This window comes from Paenibacillus tepidiphilus, from assembly GCF_008635795.1.
In the GTDB taxonomy this organism is placed as follows: domain Bacteria; phylum Bacillota; class Bacilli; order Paenibacillales; family Paenibacillaceae; genus Paenibacillus_AQ; species Paenibacillus_AQ tepidiphilus.
Genome location: NZ_VWRQ01000004.1, coordinates 69,042 through 91,666 on the forward strand (window position 1 = coordinate 69,042; position 22,625 = coordinate 91,666).

Annotated in this window: 20 protein-coding genes; 14 read left to right on the forward strand and 6 right to left on the reverse strand. The window is 54.0% G+C overall.

The window, feature by feature from the left end; all coding sequences use genetic code 11:
- Nucleotide 1: 1 nt before the first annotated feature.
- A complete protein-coding gene (locus F1379_RS06245) occupies nucleotides 2-1,804 on the reverse strand; it encodes a sensor histidine kinase (RefSeq protein WP_239004580.1) in 1,803 nt (600 codons plus the stop codon).
- A 261-nt stretch (nucleotides 1,805-2,065) separates the two neighbouring features.
- On the opposite strand from F1379_RS06245, the gene F1379_RS06250 reads away from it, so the two are divergent.
- From F1379_RS06250 to F1379_RS06280, 7 genes are all read left to right on the forward strand, one after another.
- A complete protein-coding gene (locus F1379_RS06250; RefSeq protein WP_162551088.1) occupies nucleotides 2,066-3,103 on the forward strand; it encodes an ABC transporter substrate-binding protein in 1,038 nt (345 codons plus the stop codon).
- Nucleotides 3,104-3,191: 88 nt separating this feature from the next.
- Entirely contained in the window at nucleotides 3,192-4,703 is a 1,512-nt protein-coding gene (locus F1379_RS06255) for a sugar ABC transporter ATP-binding protein (protein ID WP_150267543.1), read from the forward strand.
- A gap of 6 nt (nucleotides 4,704-4,709) precedes the next feature.
- Entirely contained in the window at nucleotides 4,710-5,747 is a 1,038-nt protein-coding gene (locus F1379_RS06260; RefSeq protein WP_150267545.1) for an ABC transporter permease, read from the forward strand.
- Complete coding sequence (gene yjfF, locus F1379_RS06265) at nucleotides 5,737-6,708, forward strand: galactofuranose ABC transporter, permease protein YjfF (protein ID WP_150267547.1); 972 nt, start codon at nucleotides 5,737-5,739, stop codon at nucleotides 6,706-6,708. The genes F1379_RS06260 and yjfF overlap by 11 nt, the downstream gene beginning before the upstream one ends.
- A 90-nt stretch (nucleotides 6,709-6,798) precedes the next feature.
- Nucleotides 6,799-7,833, forward strand: coding sequence for an ABC transporter substrate-binding protein (locus F1379_RS06270; protein WP_150267549.1), 1,035 nt, complete (start codon nucleotides 6,799-6,801; stop codon nucleotides 7,831-7,833).
- Nucleotides 7,834-8,122: 289 nt separating this feature from the next.
- Nucleotides 8,123-9,982 carry a carbohydrate-binding protein gene (locus tag F1379_RS06275; RefSeq protein ID WP_203457058.1) on the forward strand — a complete coding sequence of 620 codons (1,860 nt, stop codon included), beginning with the start codon at nucleotides 8,123-8,125 and terminating at the stop codon, nucleotides 9,980-9,982.
- A gap of 50 nt (nucleotides 9,983-10,032) precedes the next feature.
- A complete protein-coding gene (locus F1379_RS06280; protein ID WP_239004581.1) occupies nucleotides 10,033-12,051 on the forward strand; it encodes a beta-xylosidase family glycoside hydrolase in 2,019 nt (672 codons plus the stop codon).
- A gap of 74 nt (nucleotides 12,052-12,125) precedes the next feature.
- Here the strand turns inward: F1379_RS06280 and F1379_RS06285 are convergent, their stop codons facing one another.
- From F1379_RS06285 to F1379_RS06295, 3 genes are all read right to left on the reverse strand, one after another.
- Nucleotides 12,126-12,392, reverse strand: coding sequence for a hypothetical protein (locus F1379_RS06285; protein WP_150267556.1), 267 nt, complete (start codon nucleotides 12,390-12,392; stop codon nucleotides 12,126-12,128).
- A 573-nt stretch (nucleotides 12,393-12,965) separates the two neighbouring features.
- Nucleotides 12,966-13,436, reverse strand: a complete 471-nt coding sequence (locus F1379_RS06290) for an NUDIX hydrolase (protein ID WP_150268119.1) — start codon at nucleotides 13,434-13,436, stop codon at nucleotides 12,966-12,968.
- Nucleotides 13,437-13,656: 220 nt separating this feature from the next.
- Nucleotides 13,657-14,490, reverse strand: coding sequence for a MurR/RpiR family transcriptional regulator (locus tag F1379_RS06295; protein ID WP_150267558.1), 834 nt, complete (start codon nucleotides 14,488-14,490; stop codon nucleotides 13,657-13,659).
- Nucleotides 14,491-14,670: 180 nt separating this feature from the next.
- Here F1379_RS06295 and F1379_RS06300 point away from each other — a divergent pair, with 180 nt between their 5' ends.
- From F1379_RS06300 to F1379_RS06330, 7 genes are all read left to right on the forward strand, one after another.
- Nucleotides 14,671-15,546, forward strand: coding sequence for a DUF8171 family membrane protein (locus F1379_RS06300; protein WP_150267560.1), 876 nt, complete (start codon nucleotides 14,671-14,673; stop codon nucleotides 15,544-15,546).
- Nucleotides 15,539-17,494, forward strand: coding sequence for an ABC transporter ATP-binding protein (locus F1379_RS06305; RefSeq protein WP_150267562.1), 1,956 nt, complete (start codon nucleotides 15,539-15,541; stop codon nucleotides 17,492-17,494). The genes F1379_RS06300 and F1379_RS06305 overlap by 8 nt, the downstream gene beginning before the upstream one ends.
- The gene (locus F1379_RS06310) at nucleotides 17,481-18,314 is read left to right on the forward strand and encodes an energy-coupling factor transporter transmembrane component T family protein (RefSeq protein WP_150267564.1); all 834 of its coding nucleotides are present in this window, start codon (nucleotides 17,481-17,483) and stop codon (nucleotides 18,312-18,314) included. The genes F1379_RS06305 and F1379_RS06310 overlap by 14 nt, the downstream gene beginning before the upstream one ends.
- A 71-nt stretch (nucleotides 18,315-18,385) precedes the next feature.
- Nucleotides 18,386-19,177, forward strand: a complete 792-nt coding sequence (locus tag F1379_RS06315) for a PHP domain-containing protein (RefSeq protein WP_150267566.1) — start codon at nucleotides 18,386-18,388, stop codon at nucleotides 19,175-19,177.
- A 561-nt stretch (nucleotides 19,178-19,738) separates the two neighbouring features.
- Nucleotides 19,739-20,578: a DegV family protein gene (locus tag F1379_RS06320; protein ID WP_150267567.1), complete on the forward strand. Its 840-nt coding sequence runs from the start codon at nucleotides 19,739-19,741 to the stop codon at nucleotides 20,576-20,578.
- A 139-nt stretch (nucleotides 20,579-20,717) separates the two neighbouring features.
- A complete protein-coding gene (locus tag F1379_RS06325; protein WP_150267569.1) occupies nucleotides 20,718-21,071 on the forward strand; it encodes a hypothetical protein in 354 nt (117 codons plus the stop codon).
- A 302-nt stretch (nucleotides 21,072-21,373) separates the two neighbouring features.
- A complete protein-coding gene (locus F1379_RS06330) occupies nucleotides 21,374-21,568 on the forward strand; it encodes a sporulation protein Cse60 (protein ID WP_150267571.1) in 195 nt (64 codons plus the stop codon).
- A 188-nt stretch (nucleotides 21,569-21,756) separates the two neighbouring features.
- Here the strand turns inward: F1379_RS06330 and F1379_RS06335 are convergent, their stop codons facing one another.
- Both F1379_RS06335 and F1379_RS06340 read right to left on the reverse strand, forming a co-directional pair.
- Complete coding sequence (locus F1379_RS06335) at nucleotides 21,757-22,044, reverse strand: YxcD family protein (protein WP_150267573.1); 288 nt, start codon at nucleotides 22,042-22,044, stop codon at nucleotides 21,757-21,759.
- Nucleotides 22,044-22,478 carry a hypothetical protein gene (locus tag F1379_RS06340; RefSeq protein WP_203457050.1) on the reverse strand — a complete coding sequence of 145 codons (435 nt, stop codon included), beginning with the start codon at nucleotides 22,476-22,478 and terminating at the stop codon, nucleotides 22,044-22,046. Before F1379_RS06340 ends, F1379_RS06335 begins: the two co-directional genes overlap by 1 nt.
- Between the last annotated feature and the right edge of the window lie 147 nt (nucleotides 22,479-22,625).

A 22,625-nucleotide genomic window follows, 5' to 3' on the forward strand; every position in this document is an offset into this window, starting at 1 on the left:
ATCAGAGCCCCCTGTTCTTGGGAATGTATACCGAGATTTGTGTACCCATGCCTTCGGTGCTGTCGAGCCGGATGCCGTATTCCTTGCCGAAATAGAGCTGCAGCCGCTGATGGACGTTCTGGAGTCCGAAGCCGCTCCGGGCGGTGTCGGCATCCTCCGACTGAATAGGAAGCTGTATTTGTTCCCTGAGCAGCGCAAGCCGCTCCCCGGGAATGCCTATCCCGTTATCGGAGACGATTAGCACAACGAAGTGATCCTCCGGATACCCGGACACCGTGATCATGCCTTTGCCTCTTTTATTCTTAATTCCATGATAGAGGGCATTCTCGACCAAGGGCTGCAGCGTCATGTTCAGAACGGGATAGTCCTGCAGCTCCTCGGCAACCTCGATCCTGTATTCCAGAATGTCACGGTAGCGCATCTGCTGGATAATCAGGTAGCTTTGCGCATGTGCCAGCTCCGTGCGGATCTGTACCCAGTCGCGGCCTTTATTGAGACTGAGCCGAAAAAAGTCGGATAGCGCTTTCACTAACCGGATGACGCCGTCGCTTTTTCCAGCCTCGGCCATCCAGATAATCGAATCCAGGGTGTTGTATAAAAAATGCGGATTGATCTGCGCCTGAAGCGTCCGCAGCTCTGCTTTCTGCAATTGCTGCTGTTCGAGGATACTTCTCTCCAGCAGCACTTTGATCTGCTCCACCATAATATTGTAGCTTTGCCCCAGGTCGGCGATTTCGTCATTACCATCAGGCTTTACCTTGGCTTCCAGATAGCCGCTTGCGGTCAGCCGCATTTTGTGCTGCAGCTGCTGAATGGGCCGGGTCAGCCGCATGGTAAGCAGATAGTTCAGCGTGATCGCAAAAATAATGCTCAGTACCACACTGACGATAATGAGCTGCCTGATCCGGTTGGCCTCGGCCACGATCTCCTGCAGGGGAGCCATGCCAATGATCGTCCAGCCCGTTGCGAGGGAGGCGGTATGGACGATGAAGCGGGGCGGTCCGGCGGTCTGCAGCACAAAGCTGTCGCTTTGCCTGAGGTTCGGGTCAGGTATCCTGATGCTGTGAACGAGTGCCGAATCCGAGTTACCGACAGGAGGCACATAAATCGGATTTCCCTGCTGGTCGAGCAGATAGAAGAAGCCCGTCCTTCCAATCGTTACTTTGTCGCAGAACTCCTTAATGAACGAGTCCTTCAGGTCAACAATCACAAATCCGATGACTTCATGGGTGATCTGCTGCTTGACCGCCGTCATGATCGAGATGATTCCCTGGTTCCCGTAGGTGAAGCCATCGACCCTGTCGTAGGTGGAGAACGAGGATGGCGGAATCCTCAGGATGGACTCGGGATTCTGGGCCAGTGTCTGGAAGTGGGGATTGCGGAGCGGGTTCATGTTGGACTGAAAGATCCCCCGGCGTTCGCTGATGCCTTTGCCGTACAGGTTAATCAGGCTGATGTTGAGAACGTCCTCATATTTGTAGGTATCCCGGTATAGGCTGAATGTCCGCAGGATGTCTTTGGCCTCCTGATAGGTTTCCGACTGTGTAATCAGGAAATGGATGACCTGAGGATTATTGCTCAGCTCCAGGAGCCGTTCAGTATCTTTGAAGAGGTTATCAATATTCATTCCCAGCATGTCAGCCTGCAGCATACTCGAAGCTTTGCTATGGCTGGAGATCGAATGGTAGGACTTCTGGTAGGAAATGAGGCCGACGGTGATCAGCGGTATGGTGGATAGCACAATGAACAAAGCCAGCAGTTTAGCCCTCAGACTGGAGGTGATCCAGCGTTTGATCCGCATCATCAAAGTACCCTTTCTTAAACAAACCTGTTTCCCTTCGTAGTTAGTTTATAACAAACCCGGTGTGCCGGAAAGAAAAAAAGAAAGCGCAAACAAAATCTACACACTAAAAATAAAAAAGTGCACACAAACAGGATGCAGGCAGAAAAAACGAAAGAATAGAAAACAAACGCCAAAGGCTCCCCGTATAACGGCATTTTGAAAGCGTTCTATAATGAGCGCAACACCAGCACATGGTGACAGCTAAGGGGGAGGAAAATAAGGATGAAGAAAATCGGGAAAATGGGAGCTGTGCTTGCGCTTACTTTATCTATGGTGATGCTTGGAGCGTGTGGGAACAATGGCGGCGGGAATACAGCGGCTAAAGAAACCAGCAACGCTGCTGCAGAGGCATCGGGGAATGGCGGAACCAAGACAGAGGCTAAGGACATTACACTCGGCTTCTCGCAGGTCGGCGCAGAGAGCGGCTGGCGGAGCGCAAACACCAAGTCGATTCAGGATTCAGCCAAGGAAGCAGGAATCACACTGAAATTCTCGGATGCACAGCAGAAACAGGAGAATCAAATCAAAGCCCTTCGTTCTTTTATCCAGCAAAAGGTTGACGTCATTGCCTTCTCGCCGGTAGTGGAATCCGGGTGGGATACGGTACTGAAGGAAGCCAAGGATGCAGGGATTCCGGTAGTTCTGACCGACCGCGCCGTGGATTCCAAGGATACCTCACTCTATGTTACATTCCTCGGCTCGGACTTCGTGGAAGAAGGCCGCAAGGCAGGTCAGTGGCTGACCGAACAGTATAAAGATGCCGCAGAGGACGTTAAAATCGTTGAGCTGCAGGGGACTACAGGCTCGGCACCGGCCAATGACCGGATGTCGGGATTTGCCGAAGTGATTGCCGCCAATCCGCATTTAAAAATTATTGCATCACAGTCCGGCGATTTCACCCGGGCCAAAGGTAAGGAGGTCATGCAGGCATTCCTGAAGGCGAACAAGGACATTGACGTCCTGTATGCCCACAATGATGATATGGCGCTGGGCGCTATTCAGGCCATTGAAGCCGCAGGGCTCAAGCCGGGCGAGGATATCCGGATTATCTCTGTCGATGCCGTCAAGGACGGAATGCAGGCGGCCAGTGAAGGGAAGATCAACTTCATTGTGGAGTGCAATCCATTGCTCGGACCGCAGCTGATGCAGGTGGTGCAGGACGTGGTGGACGGTAAGCAGGTGGAGGCCCGGATCGTGACCGAAGAGTCGACGTTCACCTCCGAGCAGGCCAAGGAAGCGCTGCCTAACCGCCAGTATTAATTACAGGATTAGTTCATTCCCACTCCGCGGGCAAAGCGCCTGCCGGAGTGGGTTCTATCCCGCTAGAAAGAGGAGTGGACGTAAGAAGATGAGCACGCAGAAGCCCATATTGCAAATGACGAAGATTCATAAGCGGTTTCCGGGCGTCAAGGCGCTCAGTGATGTGAATCTGCGCCTGTTTCCGGGTGAGGTTCATGCCCTTATGGGGGAGAATGGCGCCGGCAAATCAACACTGATCAAAGTGCTGACCGGCGTTTATTCGATTGATGAAGGCCGTGTGGAAATGGAAGGCATAGCCACTACGCTGCACAGTCCCCTGGAATCGCAGGCTGCCGGAATCAGTACCGTGTATCAGGAGGTGAATCTGTGTCCCAATTTGACCGTTGCGGAGAATATATTCATTGGAAGAGAGCCGCGCAGATTTGGCCGGATTGTGTGGAAAGAAATGAACCGGCGTGCAGATGAACTGCTCCGGGAGCGGATGAATTTGCAGATTGATGTAACCCTGCCTCTGCATACGTATTCAGTAGCAGTCCAGCAGTTAGTTGCGATCGCCCGGGCTTTAAATATTTCAGCGAAGGTGCTCATATTGGACGAACCGACCTCAAGCCTGGATCAGAAGGAAGTGGAGCAGCTGTTCCGGATCATGAGGAAGCTCAAGCAAGGCGGCTTGTCCATATTGTTTGTCACGCATTTCCTGGATCAGATGTATGAAATCTCCGACCGGGTGACCATCTTGCGGGGCGGTGAGTTTGTCGGCGAGTATATGGCTAAGGAGTTAACCCGGCTGGAGCTGGTCATGAAAATGATCGGGAAGGAGCTCCATTTGCTGGAGGAGCTGCCAAGCTTGGCGGAAGCGGATCAGAATCCGCTGGGCGGTGAACTGATTAGAGCCGAAGGCTTGGGCCGCAAAGGCGGGATCGAGCCGTTTGACCTGGCGATTCGCCAGGGGGAGGTGGTCGGCCTGGCGGGCCTGCTCGGCTCAGGGCGGACGGAGACGGCGCGGCTGTTCTTCGGTGCGGACAAACCGGACTCGGGAAGATTGACGCTGCCGGAATCCGCAGGCACGGTTCGTTCTCCCCGTGAAGCCATCAGAAGACGGATCGCCTTCTGCTCCGAGAACCGCAAGACGGAGGGGATTATCGGTGATCTGACGGTAAGAGAGAATATTATTCTTGTACTTCAGGCTAAATACGGAGTCTTTAAGGCCATTTCCCGGAAGCGGCAGGAGGAGATTGCCGGAGAATATATCCGCATGCTGAACATCAATCCCCCAAATCCCGATCATCTGATCAAGAATTTAAGCGGCGGAAACCAGCAGAAAGTGCTGCTGGCCCGCTGGCTACTCACGGAGCCGCAGCTGCTGATCCTCGATGAGCCTACCCGTGGAATTGATATCGGGGCAAAGGCGGAGATTCAAAAGCTGGTGCTCTCGCTTTCCCGCCAGGGGATGTCATTCCTGTTCATCTCGTCCGAACTGGAAGAGGTGCTGCGCGTCAGCGACCGGATCGCCGTCCTGCGGGACCGCCGGAAGGTAAAGGAAATTACCGGCAAGGATATGAGCCAGCAGCACATTATGCAGTCGATTGCAGGAGGCTGACCAATCATGGGAAGATTAGTGAAACATCATTTATTCTGGCCGTTGTGCGTGCTGGCCGCATTATTGCTATTTAATCTGTGTTATTCTCCGGATTTCTTCACCATCACCATGCATGACGGGCATTTATACGGCAGCCTGATTGATATCCTTAACTTCGGCTCGCCGCTTATCCTGGTGGCGATCGGGATGACACTGGTCGTCGCCACCAAGGGCATTGACCTGTCTGTCGGGTCCATTGTTGCTATATCCGGCGCTGTTGCCTGCCTGAGCATCAGCAAAGGCCCGGATCAGAATTCCTTGGCGCTTATATTGATCTCCGTGCTGCTTGCTGTCGGATTATCGCTCATCCTGGGGTTATGGAACGGTCTGCTGGTCTCTGTAGCCGGTATTCAGCCCATTATCGCTACACTGATACTGATGGTTGCAGGGCGCGGGATTGCCCAACTGGTTACCGGCGGCCAGATTATTACGGTAACCAGCGCAAAATATGCATATATCGGCTCCGGATCACTTGCTACCCTGCCGTTCTCCATATTTGTCGTGATCCTCGTCCTGCTCATTGCCCTGCTTACCCGAAGAACGGCGCTGGGCCTGTTTATCGAATCCGTCGGCTGTAATCCTACTGCAAGCCTGATGGCCGGTGTCCGGGCGAAATGGGTTATACTGGCGGTGTATATCTTCTGCGGCTTATGCGCAGGCATTGCCGGACTGCTGCTCAGCTCCAATGTCTCCAGTGCAGACGGCAATAACGCCGGCCTGTGGTATGAGCTGGACGCTATTCTGGCGGTTGTCATCGGGGGGACGTCCCTCAATGGCGGAAGGTACTATCTCACAGGCACCGTCATCGGGGCGCTGATCATCCAAACGCTGACCACAACCATATATATGATCGGTGTACCGCCGGAAATAACCCTGGTCGTCAAAGCCTTTGTGGTTCTGGCCGTCTGTCTGATCCAGTCGGATGCGTTCCGTGCCGCTTTTGCCGCCCGCTGGAAGACGCGCCATTACCCCGCAGAAAAGGAGATCACCCGTCATGTCTCTTAACCGCAAATACATCCCGATTGTTGTTACCATTCTGCTGTTTCTGGTTATGTTCGCAGCCGGTTCCTTCAGATATACCGGATTCTTCTCCCTTCAGGTACTGATGAACCTGCTGGTCGATAACGCCTTTCTGCTGGTGACCGCTGTCGGCATGTCTTTTGTTATCCTGTCGGGGGGGATTGACCTCTCTGTCGGATCGGTCATTGCCTTGTCGACGATGATCTCTGCCAGTCTGGTGCAGCAGCTGGGCTGGCCGCCGCTGGTCGTCATTCCGCTGGTGCTTCTGATGGGTGCTGCGTTCGGGAGTGCCATGGGCGCGATTATTCATTATTTTAAAATACAGCCATTCATTGTTACGCTGGCGGGGATGTTCCTGGCGCGGGGACTATGCTATGTAATCAGCATCGATACGATAACCATTGATCATCCGTTCTACACGGCCGTCGCCCAGACCAAAATTCCGCTGCCGGGTGGCAGTTTCCTTTCCATTAGCGCCGTTATTGCCCTGATCGTGGTCGCTGCGGCTATTTATACCGCCCACTATACCCGTTTCGGGCGCAATGTATATGCGCTTGGAGGCAATGAGCAATCTGCTCTGCTGATGGGACTTCCCGTCGCGCGGACCAAGGTGCTGGTTTACACGTTAAGCGGATTCTGCTCGTCGCTGGCCGGGGTGGTCTTTACCTTCTATATGCTGTCGGGATACGGGCTGCATGCGGTCGGCTTTGAGCTGGATACGATTGCGGCTGTTGTCATTGGCGGCACGCTGTTGACCGGAGGCGTGGGGTATGTGCTCGGCACCTTCTTTGGTGTGCTGATTCAAGGGGTGATCCAGACCATCATCAGCTTCGAGGGGACACTTAGCTCCTGGTGGACCAAGATCGTCATCGGTCTGCTGCTGTTTGTGTTCATCCTCCTGCAGCGGGTGCTTAGCTCGGGAGGCCCTGCCCGGAAATCATCATAAGAAAAGCCTGCATCGGGAGACAATAACCATTTGTTTCCTGATGCTTTTTCTATATAATTGTAATCGCTAACAATTCTGGGAGGGATGCCGATGAGAATGGGGAAATGGGCGCTGGTCCTGATGCTGTTGCTGTTAAGCGGCTGCTCATCCGCGAATACCGGGGATAGGCAGGTCCCGCTGCGTACTGCGGCTCCCGCGTTAACCGGACAGCTGCTTCCCGAAGACGGGCCTGCGGCGGCCGAACGGATCGTGCTGGGCTTCTCGCAGCTTGGTTCGGAGAGCACCTGGCGGGAAGCCAATACCGCTTCGATCCAGGAAGCCGCCGCTGAGGCGGGCATTTCCCTGATCCTGAAGAACGCCGAGCAGGACCAGCAGAAGCAGTTTGATGCGATCCGTTCGTTTATCGAAAGCGAAGTCGATATTATTGCGATTGCACCTGTCGTGCAGACAGGCTGGGAAGCGATTCTGCAGGAGATCAAGCTGGCCGGGATTCCGGTTATTATTCTGGACCGTTCGGTGAATGTGAAGGACAGCTCGCTCTACGTCACGTTCATCGGCTCCGACTTTTATGAGGAGGGGGTGAAGGCGGCGAAATATATGATTGATAAAATGCGTCATGATTCCGGTGTGATTACCATCGCTGAATTGCAGGGCACAGAAGGCTCAACGCCGTCGATAGACCGGGGGCGGGGTTTCCGCAAGATGATTGAGGACAAGCAGAATTTCCGCATTACGCAATCGAGGCCTGCAGGCTTCACCAAGCGCGGAGGGCGGGAGGTTATGCGGGAGTTCCTGCAGCAGCCGGAGGAAGAATGGCCTCAGGTACTGTATGCCCACAATGACGATATGGCGATTGGTGCGGTGGAAGCCATTGAAGAGGCAGGGCTTACGCCCGGCAGCGATATCATTATTATTTCCGTAGACGGCACAAGGCGGGCGTTCGAGCAGATGATCGCGGGCAATATCAATGCAGTGGTGGAGTGTAACCCGCTGCTTGGTCCGCTGCTGATGCAGGCTGCTAAAGAAATCATGTCGGGACGTACACTGCCGAAGAGAATCGTGCCGCCCGAGGACATTTTTACCCAGGAGCTCGCCGCCATGGAAGTGGAGAACCGCAAATACTGAAGGGAAGCAGGCGGAAATAAGATGCCTGCTTTCTTTTATTGAGAAATCTAACAATTGCGCAAAAAATCAAACTTTTCAAATATGAAACTACATTGTTCCAATAATGTAATTATAATATGATGTTTTCGAGTAACAAATATTAGAAATAATATAAATTAATACAAAAAAGAAGGGAGGAAAGGTTAAGGCAACTATTTTTGCCCCTCTATTATGTAAACGATTACAATTATGATCGGGAGGTATTTTGATGAAAAAGATCGCAGCTATTCTATTAACGTTTATCGTAATAATGGGTTGTATGCCCATCATGTCTGTGTTCGCTGCCAATAGTGCAACGGCCAAGCAGCCGGGGAAATCCAATCCGCTCATGGACCATAAGCTGGGTGCCGATCCCTTCGCACTGACGTATAATGGCAGAGTCTATGTGTACATGTCCAGCGATGCGTATGTTTATAACAGCGATGGCTCGGTTAAGGACAATGATTTCAGCGCTTTGAATAAAATCAATGTCATCTCTTCGGCGGATATGGTGAACTGGACGGATCATACGGCCGTTCCGGTTGCCGGAGCCAACAATGCCAATAATGGTCAAGGTATTGCCAAATGGGCATCACTCTCCTGGGCCCCTTCCGTGGCGGTGAAAAAAATCAATGGCGTTGACAAATTCTTTCTGTACTTTGCAAACGGTGCCTCCGGGATCGGCGTGTTAACGGCTAACTCTCCGGTAGGTCCATGGACAGATCCGCTCGGCAAAGCGCTGGTTACGAACAGCACAGCCGGCATGTCCGGCGTTACCTGGCTTTTTGACCCGGCCGTATTGGTGGACGATGATGGAAACGGATATCTGTACTGCGGGGGAGGGATACCGAATACCTCGGATCCCGCATCCATCGCCAATCCCCGGACAGCCAGAGTTCTGAAGCTGGGCTCCGATATGACCAGTATTGTCGGAAGTGCGACGACCATTGACGCGCCTTATATGTTTGAGGATTCGGGAATTCACAAGTATAACGGCAAATATTATTATTCCTACTGCATTAATTTCTCCGGCACTCATCCGGCAGCTTATCCGGCAGGCGAGATCGGCTATATGGTAAGTAACAGTCCTACAGGCCCTTTTACGTATGTCGGCCATTTCCTGAAGAATCCGTATACCTTCTTTGGGGTCGGCGGTAACAATCATCATGCCGTCTTTAACTTTAACAATCAGTGGTATGTGGTGTATCATGCTCAGACCGTCAGCAAGGCGCAGCTTGGAGATGGCAAGGGCTACCGTTCGCCGCACATCAATAAGCTTGTCCATAATGCCGACGGCACGATCCAGGAAGTTCAGGGTAATATGGACGGCATCGCCCAGATTGCCAATCTGAATCCGTATACCCGAGTTGAAGCTGAAACGATCGGTTGGAATGCCGGCATCGGAACTGAGGCAACACAGGCAACTGGCGGACCGGTAAGCAATATGAATGTGACGAATATTCACAATGGTGACTGGGTTGCTGTAGGGAATGTTGACTTTGGCACCGGCGGAGCCAAGACTTTTAAAGCGAACGTAGCTTCGAGCACCGGCGGCAAAATCGAAATCCGGCTGGACAGCGCTACGGGTACGCTCGCAGGAACGCTTACTGTCCCTTCTACAGGGGGAACACAAGCCTGGAAGGAAGTTGAGACTGCTGTCAGCAACGCGACGGGAGTTCACAGGCTGTTCCTGGTATTCACCGGATCAGGCAGCGGCCAGCTGTTCAATTTCGATTACTGGCAGTTTGCAGCAAATGCAGCCGGCACAGGAAACCGGGTGGAAGCTGAAGATATGACCCTCAGCGGGACTTACGCCGGTAAGATTACTTCTCCTTTCAATGGAGTTGCCCTCTACGGGAACAATGATGCCGGTTCATTCTCACAGTACTTCGCCTATGACACCCATACGCTCTCGATCCGCGGGGCATCCAGCAATGCTTCTACGGCCAGGGTGGATGTGCAAATCGGAGGTACGACAGTAGGTTCCGTTTATTTCACCGGAACTACACCTACGGTCCAGCAATTGACCAATGTGGTCCATGGCACCGGAGCCCAGGATGTCAAGCTGATTGTGACCACAGATAACGGAACCTGGGACGCTTACGTGGATTATATAGAGTGGAGCTTATGAGACGACTACGGTTTGGCAAGAGTCCGTTAAAGAAGTTGGGTATTCTTCTGATGGCTGTGTCCTTGTTGATGATCGTAGTACCGAATTCCGGCACAGCTTCCGCTTCGTCATTTACCAATCCGTTCATCTATGCCGATGCTCCTGACAATGATGTGATCAGGGTAGGCGATGCGTACTATATGACCAGCACCACCATGCACATGAACCCCGGAGTTCCGATCATGAAATCCTATGATCTCGTCAATTGGGAGATTGTGAACTATGTATACGATACCTATGCGAACGGTGACGCGCAGAATCTGAATAACGGACAGAATGAATACGGCAAGGGTTCCTGGGCCAGCAGTCTCAGATACAGCGGCGGAATCTACTATGTGTCCTTCGGGTCCAATTCAACCGGCAAAACCTATATTTATCAGACCAGCAACATCGAGAGCGGTCCATGGACATCCTCTGTGCTCGGAAGCTACTATCATGACGCCTCGCTGCTGTTCGATAACGGCCGGGTATTCCTGGTGTACGGCAGTGATAATATCAGCCTGATTGAGCTTACAGCTGACGCCAAGGCGATCAAGCAAGGGGGATTGAACCAGGTTATCATCCCTAATTCCAGCAAAGTTGCCGGGTCCAGCTTCATCGTCAAGGCCGAAGGGGCACATATCCAGAAGATCAACGGCTATTATTACGTCTTTCTGATCTGCTGGCCTTCGGGGAGCGGACGCACCCAACTGACCTACCGTTCCGGCAGCCTGACGGGAACCTATACGGGGCAGGTGTCATTAAGCGATTCAGGCATTGCACAGGGAGGCATTGTGGATACGGCCTCCGGCTCCTGGTATGCCATGCTTTTTAAGGACAGTGGAGCGGTCGGGCGAATGCCGTATCTTGTCCCCGTCACCTGGTCTAACAACTGGCCGGTATTCGGTGTTAACGGTAAAGTGCCGCTGTCGATGAATGTACCTGCCGAAGGCTATCCCGTCAAAAAGGTGTATGCCTCCGACGAGTTTTCGGCGGCCCAATCCTCCGCAGAGCTGATTGTAAACGGCGGATTCGAAGAGAACGGCATCAGCCCGTGGACCAGCAACAATACGGTTACTGTGACGGCCAACACAACCGAGCATTCCGGCGGCTCCGCGAGCTTATTGGCCAGCGGCAGGCAGCAGACAGGCGCGGGTCCAAGGCAGGATATTACCGGAAAAGTGAGTGCGGGAACAACCTATACGTTCTCTGCAAAGGTTAAATACACTACCGGGCCGGCCACCAAGCCATTCAACTATGCTATCCAGAATGGTCCCAGCTACACCGGCATAACAATACTGGGGTCAGCCACCCTGAGCAAAGGGCAGTGGGGCACTATTCAGGGAACCTATACGCTTCCTGCAGGTGCGGACCTTACCCGGACATTTCTTTTTATTGAAACCCCTTATAACCAGTCGCCGGATCCCGTCAATGACCTGATGAACTTCTATGTCGACGACGTTTCGTTTGCCTCAGCTGCCTCATCGGGAGCTGCGCTCGCTAAGGTATGGCAGTGGAACCACAATCCTGACCGGACGAAATGGTCGCTGACCCAGCGTCCCGGCTTCATGAGATTGACCACCGGCAAGGTGAGCACATCTATTCTGGATGCCCGGAACACGCTGACGCAAAGAACGTTCGGACCCAAAAGTACAGCGGTCACGGCTCTGGAAACCGGCGGGATGAAGGACGGAGATTATGCCGGACTGGCCGCCTTTCAGGCGAAATACGGGTTTGTCGGTGTGAAGGTGACCGGGAGTTCCAAGTCTATTGTGATGGTTAACGCCAGCTCCGGTGCTATGGTTGAAGTGGCCAATGTGGCGCTTACCCAAAACAGGGTATATTTGAAGGCGGTTTGTGATTTTACCAACCAGACGGATAAGGCCTATTTCTATTACAGCCTCGACGGCAGCAACTGGATCGTGGCAGGCAACACGCTTCAGATGTCCTATACGATGCCTCACTTTATGGGCTACCGGTTTGCCTTGTTCAACTATGCGACCAAGTCAACGGGCGGTTTTGCCGATTTTGATTATTTACGCCTGGAGTAGCAGAGGCTAAATCCAACCAGGCAGCGAGTGGAACCCGCACAGTGTCATGCCAAACCGTCCCGGTGAAGAGCTCTTCACCGGGACGGTTTCGTGTGGGTGCGCCAGGCCAATGATTTCAACGGCTCCCGTCGCTCCCGCAGCTCACATGCCACTCGCAGCTCCCGCAGCTCACATGCCACTCGCAGCTCCCGCAGCTCACATGCCACTCGCAGCTCCCGCAGCTCACATGCCACTCGCAGCTCCCGCAGCTCACATGCCACTCGCAGCTCCCGCAGCTCACATGCCACTCGCAGCTCCCGCAGCTCACATGCCACTCGCAGCTCCCGCAGCTCACATGCCACTCGCAGCTCCCGCGTACATAAGTGTATTTTGTACAACTATTTCATCCAATTTAGGCTGGTGAAACGATATAGTTGCACTTTCTACAACTAAATGTCCGGGATAACGCATTTTGCCGACAAACTCCTTGTTTTAGTTGTATGGAGTGCAGCTATTCCTTATAAATAGCCAAATGGCGGCCGTTTAGTTGTACAAAATGCAAGTAAACTCGTCCATCTGTTGCTGCGAATGATCAGTGTCGCACGTACAACACCTATTGCTGCGAACGTTAACGTCACCCGACTACCATTGTTGCTGCGAACGTTCAGCGTCACTCGGCTACCATTGTTGCTGCGAACGTTAACGTCACCCGACTACCATTGTTGCTGCGAACGTTCAGCGTCACTCGGCTACCATTGTTGCTGCGAACGTTAGCGTCTCCCGGCTACCACTGTTACTGCGAACGTTCAGCGTCACTCGGCTACCATCAGAATGCTGCGAACGTCCAGCGGCTAACGGTCATCATCCATTCCCGCGAACGTCCTGTGGTTACCTTTGGTTGTCGTGCTGCCTCATGAAACGGATGTCGCCATGCGTCACCGGTATGCACCATATCTTCCGCCCAGCCAATCCTCATATGCATCCTGATGCTGCTTCACGAACAGCGGAGGCAGACTGTTTTTCGGAAAAAATTTCAGCTCCAGCGTCTCGCCGCCATCCACAGTCAACTCGCCTCCGGTAACGTTGCATTCAAAGAAGAATGCTATCGTCTGTGCAGCATCCCCGTTCGGATACCGGTTGAAGTACTTCGTGTATACTCCGATAAGCCGCTCAGTTCGCACCGTAAGGCCCGTCTCCTCCAGTATTTCACGGACCGCCGCTTCATCGGCGGATTCGCCCAGCTCCAGCGCACCGCCTGGAAAGCCCCAGGTGTTGGTGTCACCGCGCCGCTGCAGCAGGACTTCGTCCTGTTCATTGCAGATGATGCCGCCGGCGAAGTTCAGAATAATCGGCTCATGACCGACCTTCCCCCTGATCCAGCGGATATAATCCGGCTTGGTATCCATCATTGTAAAAGCCTCCTGTCATTAACTCCCTATGCCAGTGATTAACTTCGACATGGCTTGGTGAAAATCCTGGGCTAAGGCCTCTTCGCCCAGCTTACTGTATATCCCATGTCTCTCAGCTACATGATAGTATCCCGCCATCCCGTACTCTCAGGGCAAGGGTAGTGTCCCGCTAAACCCAAAGTCTCAGCCCTTGGCAGTCTCCCGCCATCCCGTACACTCAGCTCCGCGGCAGCTTCCCGCCATACCTGGCCCGGAGCTGCTGGAGCTTATCCAGCTTGCGCAGGCTGCGGTCCTTGTGCAGCAGCCCGACGCCGAGTATCAGATTCTCGACGATGTAGGTCGGACCGACCATGGAATGGAACTCCCACACTTCGCCGCGCCCCGCATACAGCACGATATCGGCATCCTGGGAACGGGGGAAGACCAGCCGGTCGGTAATCAGGATAATCCGGTAGCCCGCTTCCTTGGCGTAATCCAGAATGACCTCCGTTTCCGGCAGGAGCTGCACGAACCCGAATACGACGATGACATCCTTGGCTCCGGCATGCATCAGCGTCTCCAGCAGCTCATGGCCGCTCGGGGCCATCTTTTTGAGGACAAGCCCATAACGCGCCATCCGGTATGCCATCAGCTCGGCCAAGCCTGCGCAGGGACCGGGACTGTAGATGTAAATATGCCTTGCACCGGCCAAGGCGCCTATGGCTTCCTGAAGCACCGCTTCATGTAAATATCTGCCGGTCTCCTCCAGATGGTGCGAGGTGATTTCCAGCAGCTTGCGCGGGAGGGAGTTGCCGCCGGTCCGCTGCATAGCGTCGCGCATCTTTTCTGAAGGGGTCGATTCAAAGCGGAAGCGCAGCTTGCTCTTGAAATCCTTGGCGTGCTTATAACCGGCTGCTTTCCAGAACCGGGAGACAGAAGCGATGCTGAGCCCCAGCTCATCGGCAATTTCCTGCTCGGTCATATAAAGGATACGCTGCTCGTTCTTCGGAATGAAGTCGGCGAGAATGCGCTGGTTCGGGGAGAAGGGGCGGGTGTTCCAGTCTTTATACATCAGATGTTCCTCCTGCGTGGTTGGTGATGCCCCTACTATAGCCCGAGAGTGTGATGTAAATATTTTTACAGCGTTAAAAATACTGAAAAAAATATTACCCTCCCTTAACAATCGGGAAAAGCTGTGCTGACATGCGCTCTCTATACTGAGAGTAAATTCCTGGAGGGGGCCGATTCGTTAATGAGTACGTTAAAAACGCGTTACACGCTGACCCAATCGCAAAAGATGATGATTTTTGTGCTGTCCATGTCGCTGTATGGATTGTCCAACATGTTCACGGAGCTGATTCCGAGTGTGCAGCTGGGGCCGATCGAGCTGTCGGTCGAGTATTTCGCCTTCATCCCGCTGACGCTGTGCATGCTGTTTCATCCGCTGTATGCCGCCGTGGGGGCTGCGGTTGGAGAGATTATCTTCGGCGAGCTGATGCTGGGACAGTTCGGAGGTCTTGGCGAGCTGGAGAAATTCATTACCTTCTCACTGGCCATGTATACGGCGGGCCGCATGGTGTCCGATCCGAAGAACCGCCGCCAGGTCGGCATTGCGGCCATCACCGGTGTGGCCATCCATCAGTTCTTTAGCTCGGTTATCGACATAGTGAAGGTCTGGGTGGGCGTTGAGGAGCTGGAAGCGGTGCAGGGTCTGGCGGAAAGTGTCGTGCTCATCGAAGGCGTCAGCTTTCTGAATGATGTGCTGTTCTCGGGCATTCTGTTCGCGCTGCTGCCGACGCTCTATCTGGTACCCCGCCTGTATGGCAAAATCGAGCCGCTCCTCGGCATGAAGCCGCGCGAGCGCAATATGCAGTATGCGACAGGCGCCTGGCTGTCGCCAAAGCTGGTCATCGTAGGCACCCTGCTCGCCGCCGTAGCGCTCGGCGCGGAGCTGATGTCCGAATCCGGCTGGAGCTTCGGTGAATTCGAGCTGCCGGGCGCAGAGTCGAATGAAGGCAGCCTGATCTGGATCAGCATTGCGGCTGCGGCACTCGTGGCCGCCGCGATTATCCTGATCCTGCGCCGCAGCGCCCGCAGGCGGCAGGAAGCGGGGCAGCTCGATGGCTAACAACATCTTAGAGCTGCGCGGTGTGTCGTTTACGTATCCGGGGGCGGAGACGCCCGTACTGCAGGACGTATCGCTGTCGCTTACGGAGGGCGATTTCGTGGCGGTGATCGGCGGCAACGGCTCCGGGAAATCAACGCTCTGCAAGACCTTCAATGGACTGATTCCGCATTATTATACCGGCGAATTCGCCGGGGAGGTCATCCTGCACGGCAAATCAACGGAGGGCAAAACGGTCAGCCAATTGTCGCGACATATCGGCTACGTGTACCAGGATTTCGAGAACCAGCTGGTCCGGCCGACCGTGCTGGACGACGCCTGCTTCACGCCGCTGAATTACGGCCTGGCCGATTACAGGCAGCGCGGCGAGCGTGCGCTGGAGCTGACAGGCCTGACCGGCAAGCGCCATGATTTCATCTGGCAGCTCAGCGGGGGGCAAAAGCATCTGCTCGCCCTGGCCGGGGCGCTGGCGATGGACCCGGACATTCTGGTCATCGATGAGCCGATCTCCCAGCTCGACCCGCAGCATGCCCGGCACATCTACGATATTCTGCGCAGCCTGAACGAGCGGCTGGGCAAGACCATTGTGGTCATTGAACATCATACGGAGTTCATTGCCGAATACTGCCGCAGCGTCGTGCTGATGGACGGCGGGCGGCTGCGCTGGCAGCGCCCGGTGCACGAAGCGCTGTCGGCCGTTGCCGAGCTGCTGCCGCTCGGCATCTATCCGCCCGATGTGACCCGGGCGGCCTGGATGCTCCGCCCCGGCGCTCCGGCGGGCACGCTGTATCCGCTGAGCTGTGAGGAAGCGGAAGGCAGCTTTGCACGGCGCGGTGCAACGGAAACGGCGCAAAGGATAGAGCGTGCAGGAGTGCATCTAACAGAGCTTAGGACTGAACGTAGGGAAGAACATGAGACAGGACTTCGGGAAGATCATCAGGGAGGGCATGTGGCAGAGCACGGCGTAAAGGGTGCAGGAGAGCAAGCTGTAGGACACGGCTCAAAGGGTGCAGGAGAACAAGCTGCAGAGCGTAGGGTGCTGAGGAACCCGAATCATAGTACTGCCGCCGCTGCGGCTGGCGAGCAGGAGCCCGTGGTGCATATGGATAAGGCCGGTCTGGCTTACCGGACCATTCACAAGACGCTGCAGCCTGTACTCAGCGAGGTTTCCCTGACGCTGAACGCCGGCGAACGCGTTGCGCTCGTCGGCAATAATGGTGCCGGCAAATCCTCGCTGATGAAGCTGATCGCCGGGATTGCCCAGCCGACAGCCGGAACCGTTACCGTTAAGGGAATTACGGTGAACGGGCAGCCGCCTGAACGCCTGGCAGGAACAGCCGCTTATGTGTTCCAGAACCCGGAGGACATGTTCATCGACGATTCTGTCCGCGGCGAGGTGTCTTATTATCTGAAGGCGAGGCACAGGGAGGATAGAGCTGAGACGGTGGAGCGGATGCTCGCCGCCTTCCGGCTGGAGGAGCTGGCCGAGCGGGATGCGCGGCTGCTCAGCGGCGGCCAGCAGCGCCGCGTCTCGCTGGCTATCGGCGCCGCGATGGCCCCGGCGGTCATGCTGCTCGATGAGCCGACCGCCAATCTGGACATTTCCACGAAGCAGGAAATGATCGGGGTGCTGCACACGCTCCGCAGCCACGTGGAGACGGTGGTCATCGCGACACACGACATGGCGCTGGTGGCGGAGTGGGCGACCCGGGTCATCGTTATGCATGAGGGGCGGATCATTGCCGACGGCAGCAAGGAGGAGGTCTTCGCCGACGCGCTGCTTCTGCGGCGCGCGGGGCTGACGGAGACACAGCTGATGAAGCTGAGCCGCAGCCTGGGGCTGCCGCAGATCTGCGGCAGTCTGGAGGAATTTACTTCGCAGGTCAGCTGGCAAGAAGATGTGAAACTTGAGCATAAAGAGGAAGGGGTGGCGCTAAGTGGAAGCCGTTAAACGGGCACTCGACAAGATCTCTGTCGAGCGCATCAAGCTGGAGCTGCTCGGGAATGCGTACAACAGCAGCAGTACTGTTCTGGGCCGGCTGGACCCGCGTACGCTGCTGATCTGGTATTTGTTCTTCGCCATTGTCCCGTGGTTCATGCACAACCGGACAATTCTGCTCGGAATGTTTATCCTGATGGCGGTCTGCACTGTCCTGGCACGGGCCAGTACATTCATCATCTTCATCCTCTGCCTGGGCCTCATCACCCAGGTTGGCTGGATGTTCCTGCTGTCGCTGTTCTTCGGCGGCGGGGGCGAGTCAGTGCTGCCGATGCTTACCCTGACGCTGAAGCTGTCGGTCATCTCGCTGGCCAGCATTACCGTGTTCTCCAGTCTGGACCCCGAACGGCTCAGTGACGGCCTCTCTGCGCTGGGAGTTCCCGACGCTTTTGCCTTCAGCTTGTCCTATGGCTACCGCATTCTGCCGACGCTGCTGGAGGAGTTCCACCAGATTCTGCTGTCGTTCCGGCTGCGCGGTCTGCGCCCGCAGAAGAACGGTATGCTCTATTGGCGCACTGCCGCCTACTATTTGCGGATCATCGTGCTGGTCTTCTATCCTCTGATGCTGAATACGGCCAAACGCTCGCGCACTACCGTCGAAGCGCTGGAGACCCGGGGCTACAACTACGCCGTCAATAATCCGCAGGTTAAGAAGCTGAAGCTGTCCTACCTCTCCCTAAAGCCGCGCGACTGGATGTTCGCGGGAGTTACGGCGCTGTATTTGATCGCACTGTTTACCCTGGGTACCGCTTTTCCTGAATTGATCTATTAAGCCGCCCAAACAGGCATTCTTCACTGTGCCCGGATTATCCGTCACTACACCTACAAAGGAGAGAAATCGCGATGATTATCGATTTGCATACACATGGCAAGCTGTCCAAAAAATCTGTCTTTGACCCGGAGTATTTCCGGCAAATGGTGTACGAAGCCAAGGAGAACGGACTGGATGCACTCGCGCTGACCGAGCATTTCAATACCCTGAATTTCTTCGGCATGTACGCTGCACTGGATGAAATGTATCCCTACAACGGACATTACTATGATGCTGACGGCCTGAAAATCTTCCCCGGCATGGAGGTCGACATCGCCGAGACCGGGCATATCCTCCTGATCGGACGGAAGGAGGAGATTCTGGAGGTCCGCGCCGCGCTGGAGCCGTATACCCGTGAAGGACATTTCATTCCCTTCCGTCAACTGCTGGACCTGGCCGACAGCCGCGGCCTGTGGAAGATCGGGGCCCATCCGTTCCGGCGCTCCACCCCTCTGCATCATCTCAGCCCGGAGCTGCTGGTACGGCTGGATGCGGTGGACTTTAACGCCAAGGATATTTATGTGCAGGGAGAGGAGGCTTACCGCGCACTCATCACCCCTTTTGCCGCCGGACTGGGTCTTCCGGTGATTGCCGGCAGCGACAGCCATCAGTGCCTGCAATACGGAAGTGTCCTGAACAAGCTTGAGGTTACTTGCGAGACGATGGAGGAGCTTCGCGCAGCAGTCCGCTTAGGTGCGTATACGCTGGAGGTATCGCATTGCCTGCCGGTCAAGGTGAAGGCTTCCGTCATGATGAAGAAGCTGCTCAAAGAGATGCGCGGCGAAGCCCCGTCGCGGGATGAAGAAGCGGAGTATTTGGTGTAGCGGCACCTGTGGCCTGGCTGCTGGCGCAGAGTGGCGATATCGTTCACGGTTCCCAGCACCAAACCGAGCAGTTCCCTGGAGAGAAGAATGGTGGGGTGGAGCTTTCCCTTTCGCCGATGACTTGAGCAGAATTGCGAAGATTGCCCCGCAGTGTGGCGACTCATAAATATGTTATCCGAAGGCGGTTATGAGGAAATATCATTTAACTTTGAGAGAAAGTTAACAGGAGATAAAGCAAGCCGGGGTATGATTATATTCATGCCTGAACCGGTTTGCTTTTTTTGCTGAAGAGTAAAGGTTTGATCGGGCGATGTCCTGATAGGGATGGATAAACCGTTTCTTATTGTGCAGGATGGGGAATAAAGAAGGTAGCGGCTGTTTCAGAAACGCTGCTGAGCGTGAAATATGTCTATATTGCAAACGCAAACTGCATAATATCTGGGGCTCATGACCATATATGCCACCATGCACAGAATCGCAATTTTGGCAAGTTATATATTATACTATCTGAGTCCCTGGAGGGTGGCTATAATGGGATAGAATTGAAAGGAGAGCATCCTGATGACCATCAAGATTATTACGGACAGCGGGTCCGACATACCACAGGCTTACATTGACCAATATGATATCGGCATTGTGAAACTTCCCGTCCATTTCGGACATGACCTGATGCCGCCAGAGACGGAAACGATAGATTTTTATTCCCGGATGCGCGAGGCGAAAGAGCTGCCCACGACAGCAAGCCCCAGTCCGCAGGAGTTTGTAAATACATTCAAGCAGGTAGAGCCGGGGACCGATATTCTGGTGATCTGCATGTCGTCCAACATCAGCAGCACCTATCAGGCGGCAGTGATTGCCAAGGAAATCTATGAAGATGAAGGTTTTACGGGGAATCTTGAAGTTATTGATTCCCGTACTTTTTCAGGCGGCCTGTCTCTGATAATTGCATTGGCGGCGAAATGGGCCAGCGAGGGCGCAGGCCTGGCAGAGCTGAAGTCAAGAGTGCTGGCGCAGATTGAGGAAGTGGTGGCGTACTTCACGCTCGATACATTGGAAAATGTCATCAAGGGCGGACGTCTTAACCGGTTGTCCGGGGCGGTTGCTTCCGTGCTGAACATCAAGCTGCTGCTCAAGATCAGCGAAGAGGGCCGGGTTGAGGTGGTGGAGAAGACGCGCGGTTTGCCGAAAGCGCTCAATCAGTTGCTGGCGAAGCTTGACGAGAAGCAGCATGATTATGAAAAAGCAGTCATCGCTATTGTCCACAGTAACTGCGAAAAGCTGGCGCTGGAGATCAAAGAACGCATTCTGGCGAAGCATCCGTTTAAAGAGGTTGTGTTCTCCAGTATGGGACCGGTTATGGGTACATATGCAGGAGAAGGCGGAATCGGCGTGGCTTTTTAAGGCGTAGATGGTTTCTCGCTACTTAATATCGAAGCGCTATCCTACCATTGCAGAGCAGACAACGGTATAGGCAGCTGCACCTTCCTATAGGCATCCGCATAGAATGGAGCAAAATCGAATTCTAACGGAGGTCTGCGACATGTCGATATATACTCCTGAGGTGCGGGGCCCGGTGATCTATCAGGCTGATCCCGCGGTTGCCCAGCATTATCATGGCGTACGCAATACGTTGCACCACACCTGCAAGCCTTATCTGAATCACAAAGTGAAGGTCGAGACCCATGACGGCATCGCCCATGAAGGCGTTCTGGCAGGAATGGACGGTAAAAATTTGTACCTGCTCATTACCGTCAATACGGACCCGGTACGCGGATTTTACAATCCTTACTACAAGCCGTACCCGTATCCGCCTTATCCATACCCCGGACCGGTGAGCGGTAATGCCATCCTGCCGCTGGTTCTGTATGAACTGCTGGCCATCTCCCTGCTGTAGCCGGTGCCTTCACTAGCATAGTTGACGCTGAATTTAGCATTAAGATAATCATGAAAATGATTAGTAGTAACCAGAGACATGAGCGAGGAACGTGGAGAGTCCGTTCTTTTGTGCATGTCTTTTTGCAATTTTGAGACCCTTAGCTTAATTAAACACTGGTCAATGGAAGAATGTGAAATTTTATGAAAAAAGCTATTGACCCTGCTTACACCGGGTGTTAAGATAGATTGAAATTTGGGCATTTCGCGATTGACTGCGGGGTGCCTTACTATTTGTGAAGGCTTGTGCCAAAGGAGAAGAACATGATTCAAGTCAAAGAGTTTGTGGATGCGGATAATTCGTATGCCGTCAATACAGCCAATGAATTTCTGAAGGGGCTGCGTGAGGAGCAGGTGGTCAATGTTTGCTACGGTTCGGTTGTCAAAGCTGCGCGCGACGGCTCCGAGCATCAGCGGAGTACCATTTTGGTGGTGTACAAGACCAATGAAGAACTGTAACTGGAACAAATTTTTCACCTGGTTGTCCATCGGTTCCACTATGTGCATCTTCATCCTCGGATTCTATTATGTAGTAGTGAACTAGCGCCAGCATACTTGCCCGTTTCCTATAAAAAATACGACAACGCACAAAGAAGGGACAGCCGCCAGGCTGTCCCTTCTTCACGTCAAGCATATATTGTGCCGGTTTATGTGGTAACCACTGCCGTAATCTCCTCATCCAGCTCCAGCCGTACATTCTCACGGTAAGCGCGGATGCCGTATTCGCTGTGCAGATAACGGAGGATCGCTTCGTTCAGGTTGGATTCCACTAAATATTGGCTGCGTCCTTGAATCCAGACCTCGGCTGTATAGCCGGTATCTTCATCCCAGCTTAGCTCAACCTGAACCTCCTGGACACGCACGCCTTTGCGCTCTGCCATATGCAGGCAGACGGCGTTAATAATTTCGTCCATGCTCAGAACGGTTGTTGACATCAGTAACGGTCATCCCTTTCCTGGAACTTGCGCCGCTGCTGGCGGCTGCGGATGAAGGACATCACGAGCATGAAGACAAGATAAATGGCAAGCAGGTTAATGGCCAGACCAATAATGTTGCCGAAGGCACCCATGCCGGCGAACATACCGCCGAAGAGCATGCCGGCGATTCCGCCGATCATCAGGCCCTTCATCAAGCCGCCGCCGCTGAAAAATCCGCGGTTCGCGGTAGTGGCCGCTGCACCGGTGGATGTAGTGCCTCTGCTGCTATCGTTTGGTTTCACGCTGTCTGTCGTAGATTTCTTCGGAGTCGTGGTGAAGCTCCGGGTGCCGGATTTAAAGCCGCCGCGTTTCGCATCCGCAAAATCCGGTGTTGTTACGGCAAAAAACAGGGTGAAAGCCATTACAATCATCATTACGCGTTTCAATTTCATTGAGTATAGATACCCTCCTAGAATTATGGTATGCAGGGTAATACGTAGCAGGGTTCCGGTAGGTTTCAAATTTAAATAAAAACTTTCGTATTTTTTTGAAAAAATATTTTTAATGTCGCTTATTAAGCCTGTGAAGCATATAAGCAT

Bases quoted from the DNA above. Each gene is read 5' to 3' on its own strand.
- F1379_RS06245 (WP_239004580.1), bottom strand. From the start codon at position 1,804: ATGATGCGGATCAAACGCTGGATCACCTCCAGTCTGAGGGCTAAACTG.
- F1379_RS06250 (WP_162551088.1), top strand. From the start codon at position 2,066: ATGAAGAAAATCGGGAAAATGGGAGCTGTGCTTGCGCTTACTTTATCT.
- F1379_RS06255 (WP_150267543.1), top strand. From the start codon at position 3,192: ATGAGCACGCAGAAGCCCATATTGCAAATGACGAAGATTCATAAGCGG.
- F1379_RS06260 (WP_150267545.1), top strand. From the start codon at position 4,710: ATGGGAAGATTAGTGAAACATCATTTATTCTGGCCGTTGTGCGTGCTG.
- yjfF (WP_150267547.1), top strand. From the start codon at position 5,737: ATGTCTCTTAACCGCAAATACATCCCGATTGTTGTTACCATTCTGCTG.
- F1379_RS06270 (WP_150267549.1), top strand. From the start codon at position 6,799: ATGAGAATGGGGAAATGGGCGCTGGTCCTGATGCTGTTGCTGTTAAGC.
- F1379_RS06275 (WP_203457058.1), top strand. From the start codon at position 8,123: ATGGGTTGTATGCCCATCATGTCTGTGTTCGCTGCCAATAGTGCAACG.
- F1379_RS06280 (WP_239004581.1), top strand. From the start codon at position 10,033: ATGGCTGTGTCCTTGTTGATGATCGTAGTACCGAATTCCGGCACAGCT.
- F1379_RS06290 (WP_150268119.1), bottom strand. From the start codon at position 13,436: ATGGATACCAAGCCGGATTATATCCGCTGGATCAGGGGGAAGGTCGGT.
- F1379_RS06295 (WP_150267558.1), bottom strand. From the start codon at position 14,490: ATGTATAAAGACTGGAACACCCGCCCCTTCTCCCCGAACCAGCGCATT.
- F1379_RS06300 (WP_150267560.1), top strand. From the start codon at position 14,671: ATGAGTACGTTAAAAACGCGTTACACGCTGACCCAATCGCAAAAGATG.
- F1379_RS06305 (WP_150267562.1), top strand. From the start codon at position 15,539: ATGGCTAACAACATCTTAGAGCTGCGCGGTGTGTCGTTTACGTATCCG.
- F1379_RS06315 (WP_150267566.1), top strand. From the start codon at position 18,386: ATGATTATCGATTTGCATACACATGGCAAGCTGTCCAAAAAATCTGTC.
- F1379_RS06320 (WP_150267567.1), top strand. From the start codon at position 19,739: ATGACCATCAAGATTATTACGGACAGCGGGTCCGACATACCACAGGCT.
- F1379_RS06325 (WP_150267569.1), top strand. From the start codon at position 20,718: ATGTCGATATATACTCCTGAGGTGCGGGGCCCGGTGATCTATCAGGCT.
- F1379_RS06330 (WP_150267571.1), top strand. From the start codon at position 21,374: ATGATTCAAGTCAAAGAGTTTGTGGATGCGGATAATTCGTATGCCGTC.
- F1379_RS06335 (WP_150267573.1), bottom strand. From the start codon at position 22,044: ATGTCAACAACCGTTCTGAGCATGGACGAAATTATTAACGCCGTCTGC.
- F1379_RS06340 (WP_203457050.1), bottom strand. From the start codon at position 22,478: ATGAAATTGAAACGCGTAATGATGATTGTAATGGCTTTCACCCTGTTT.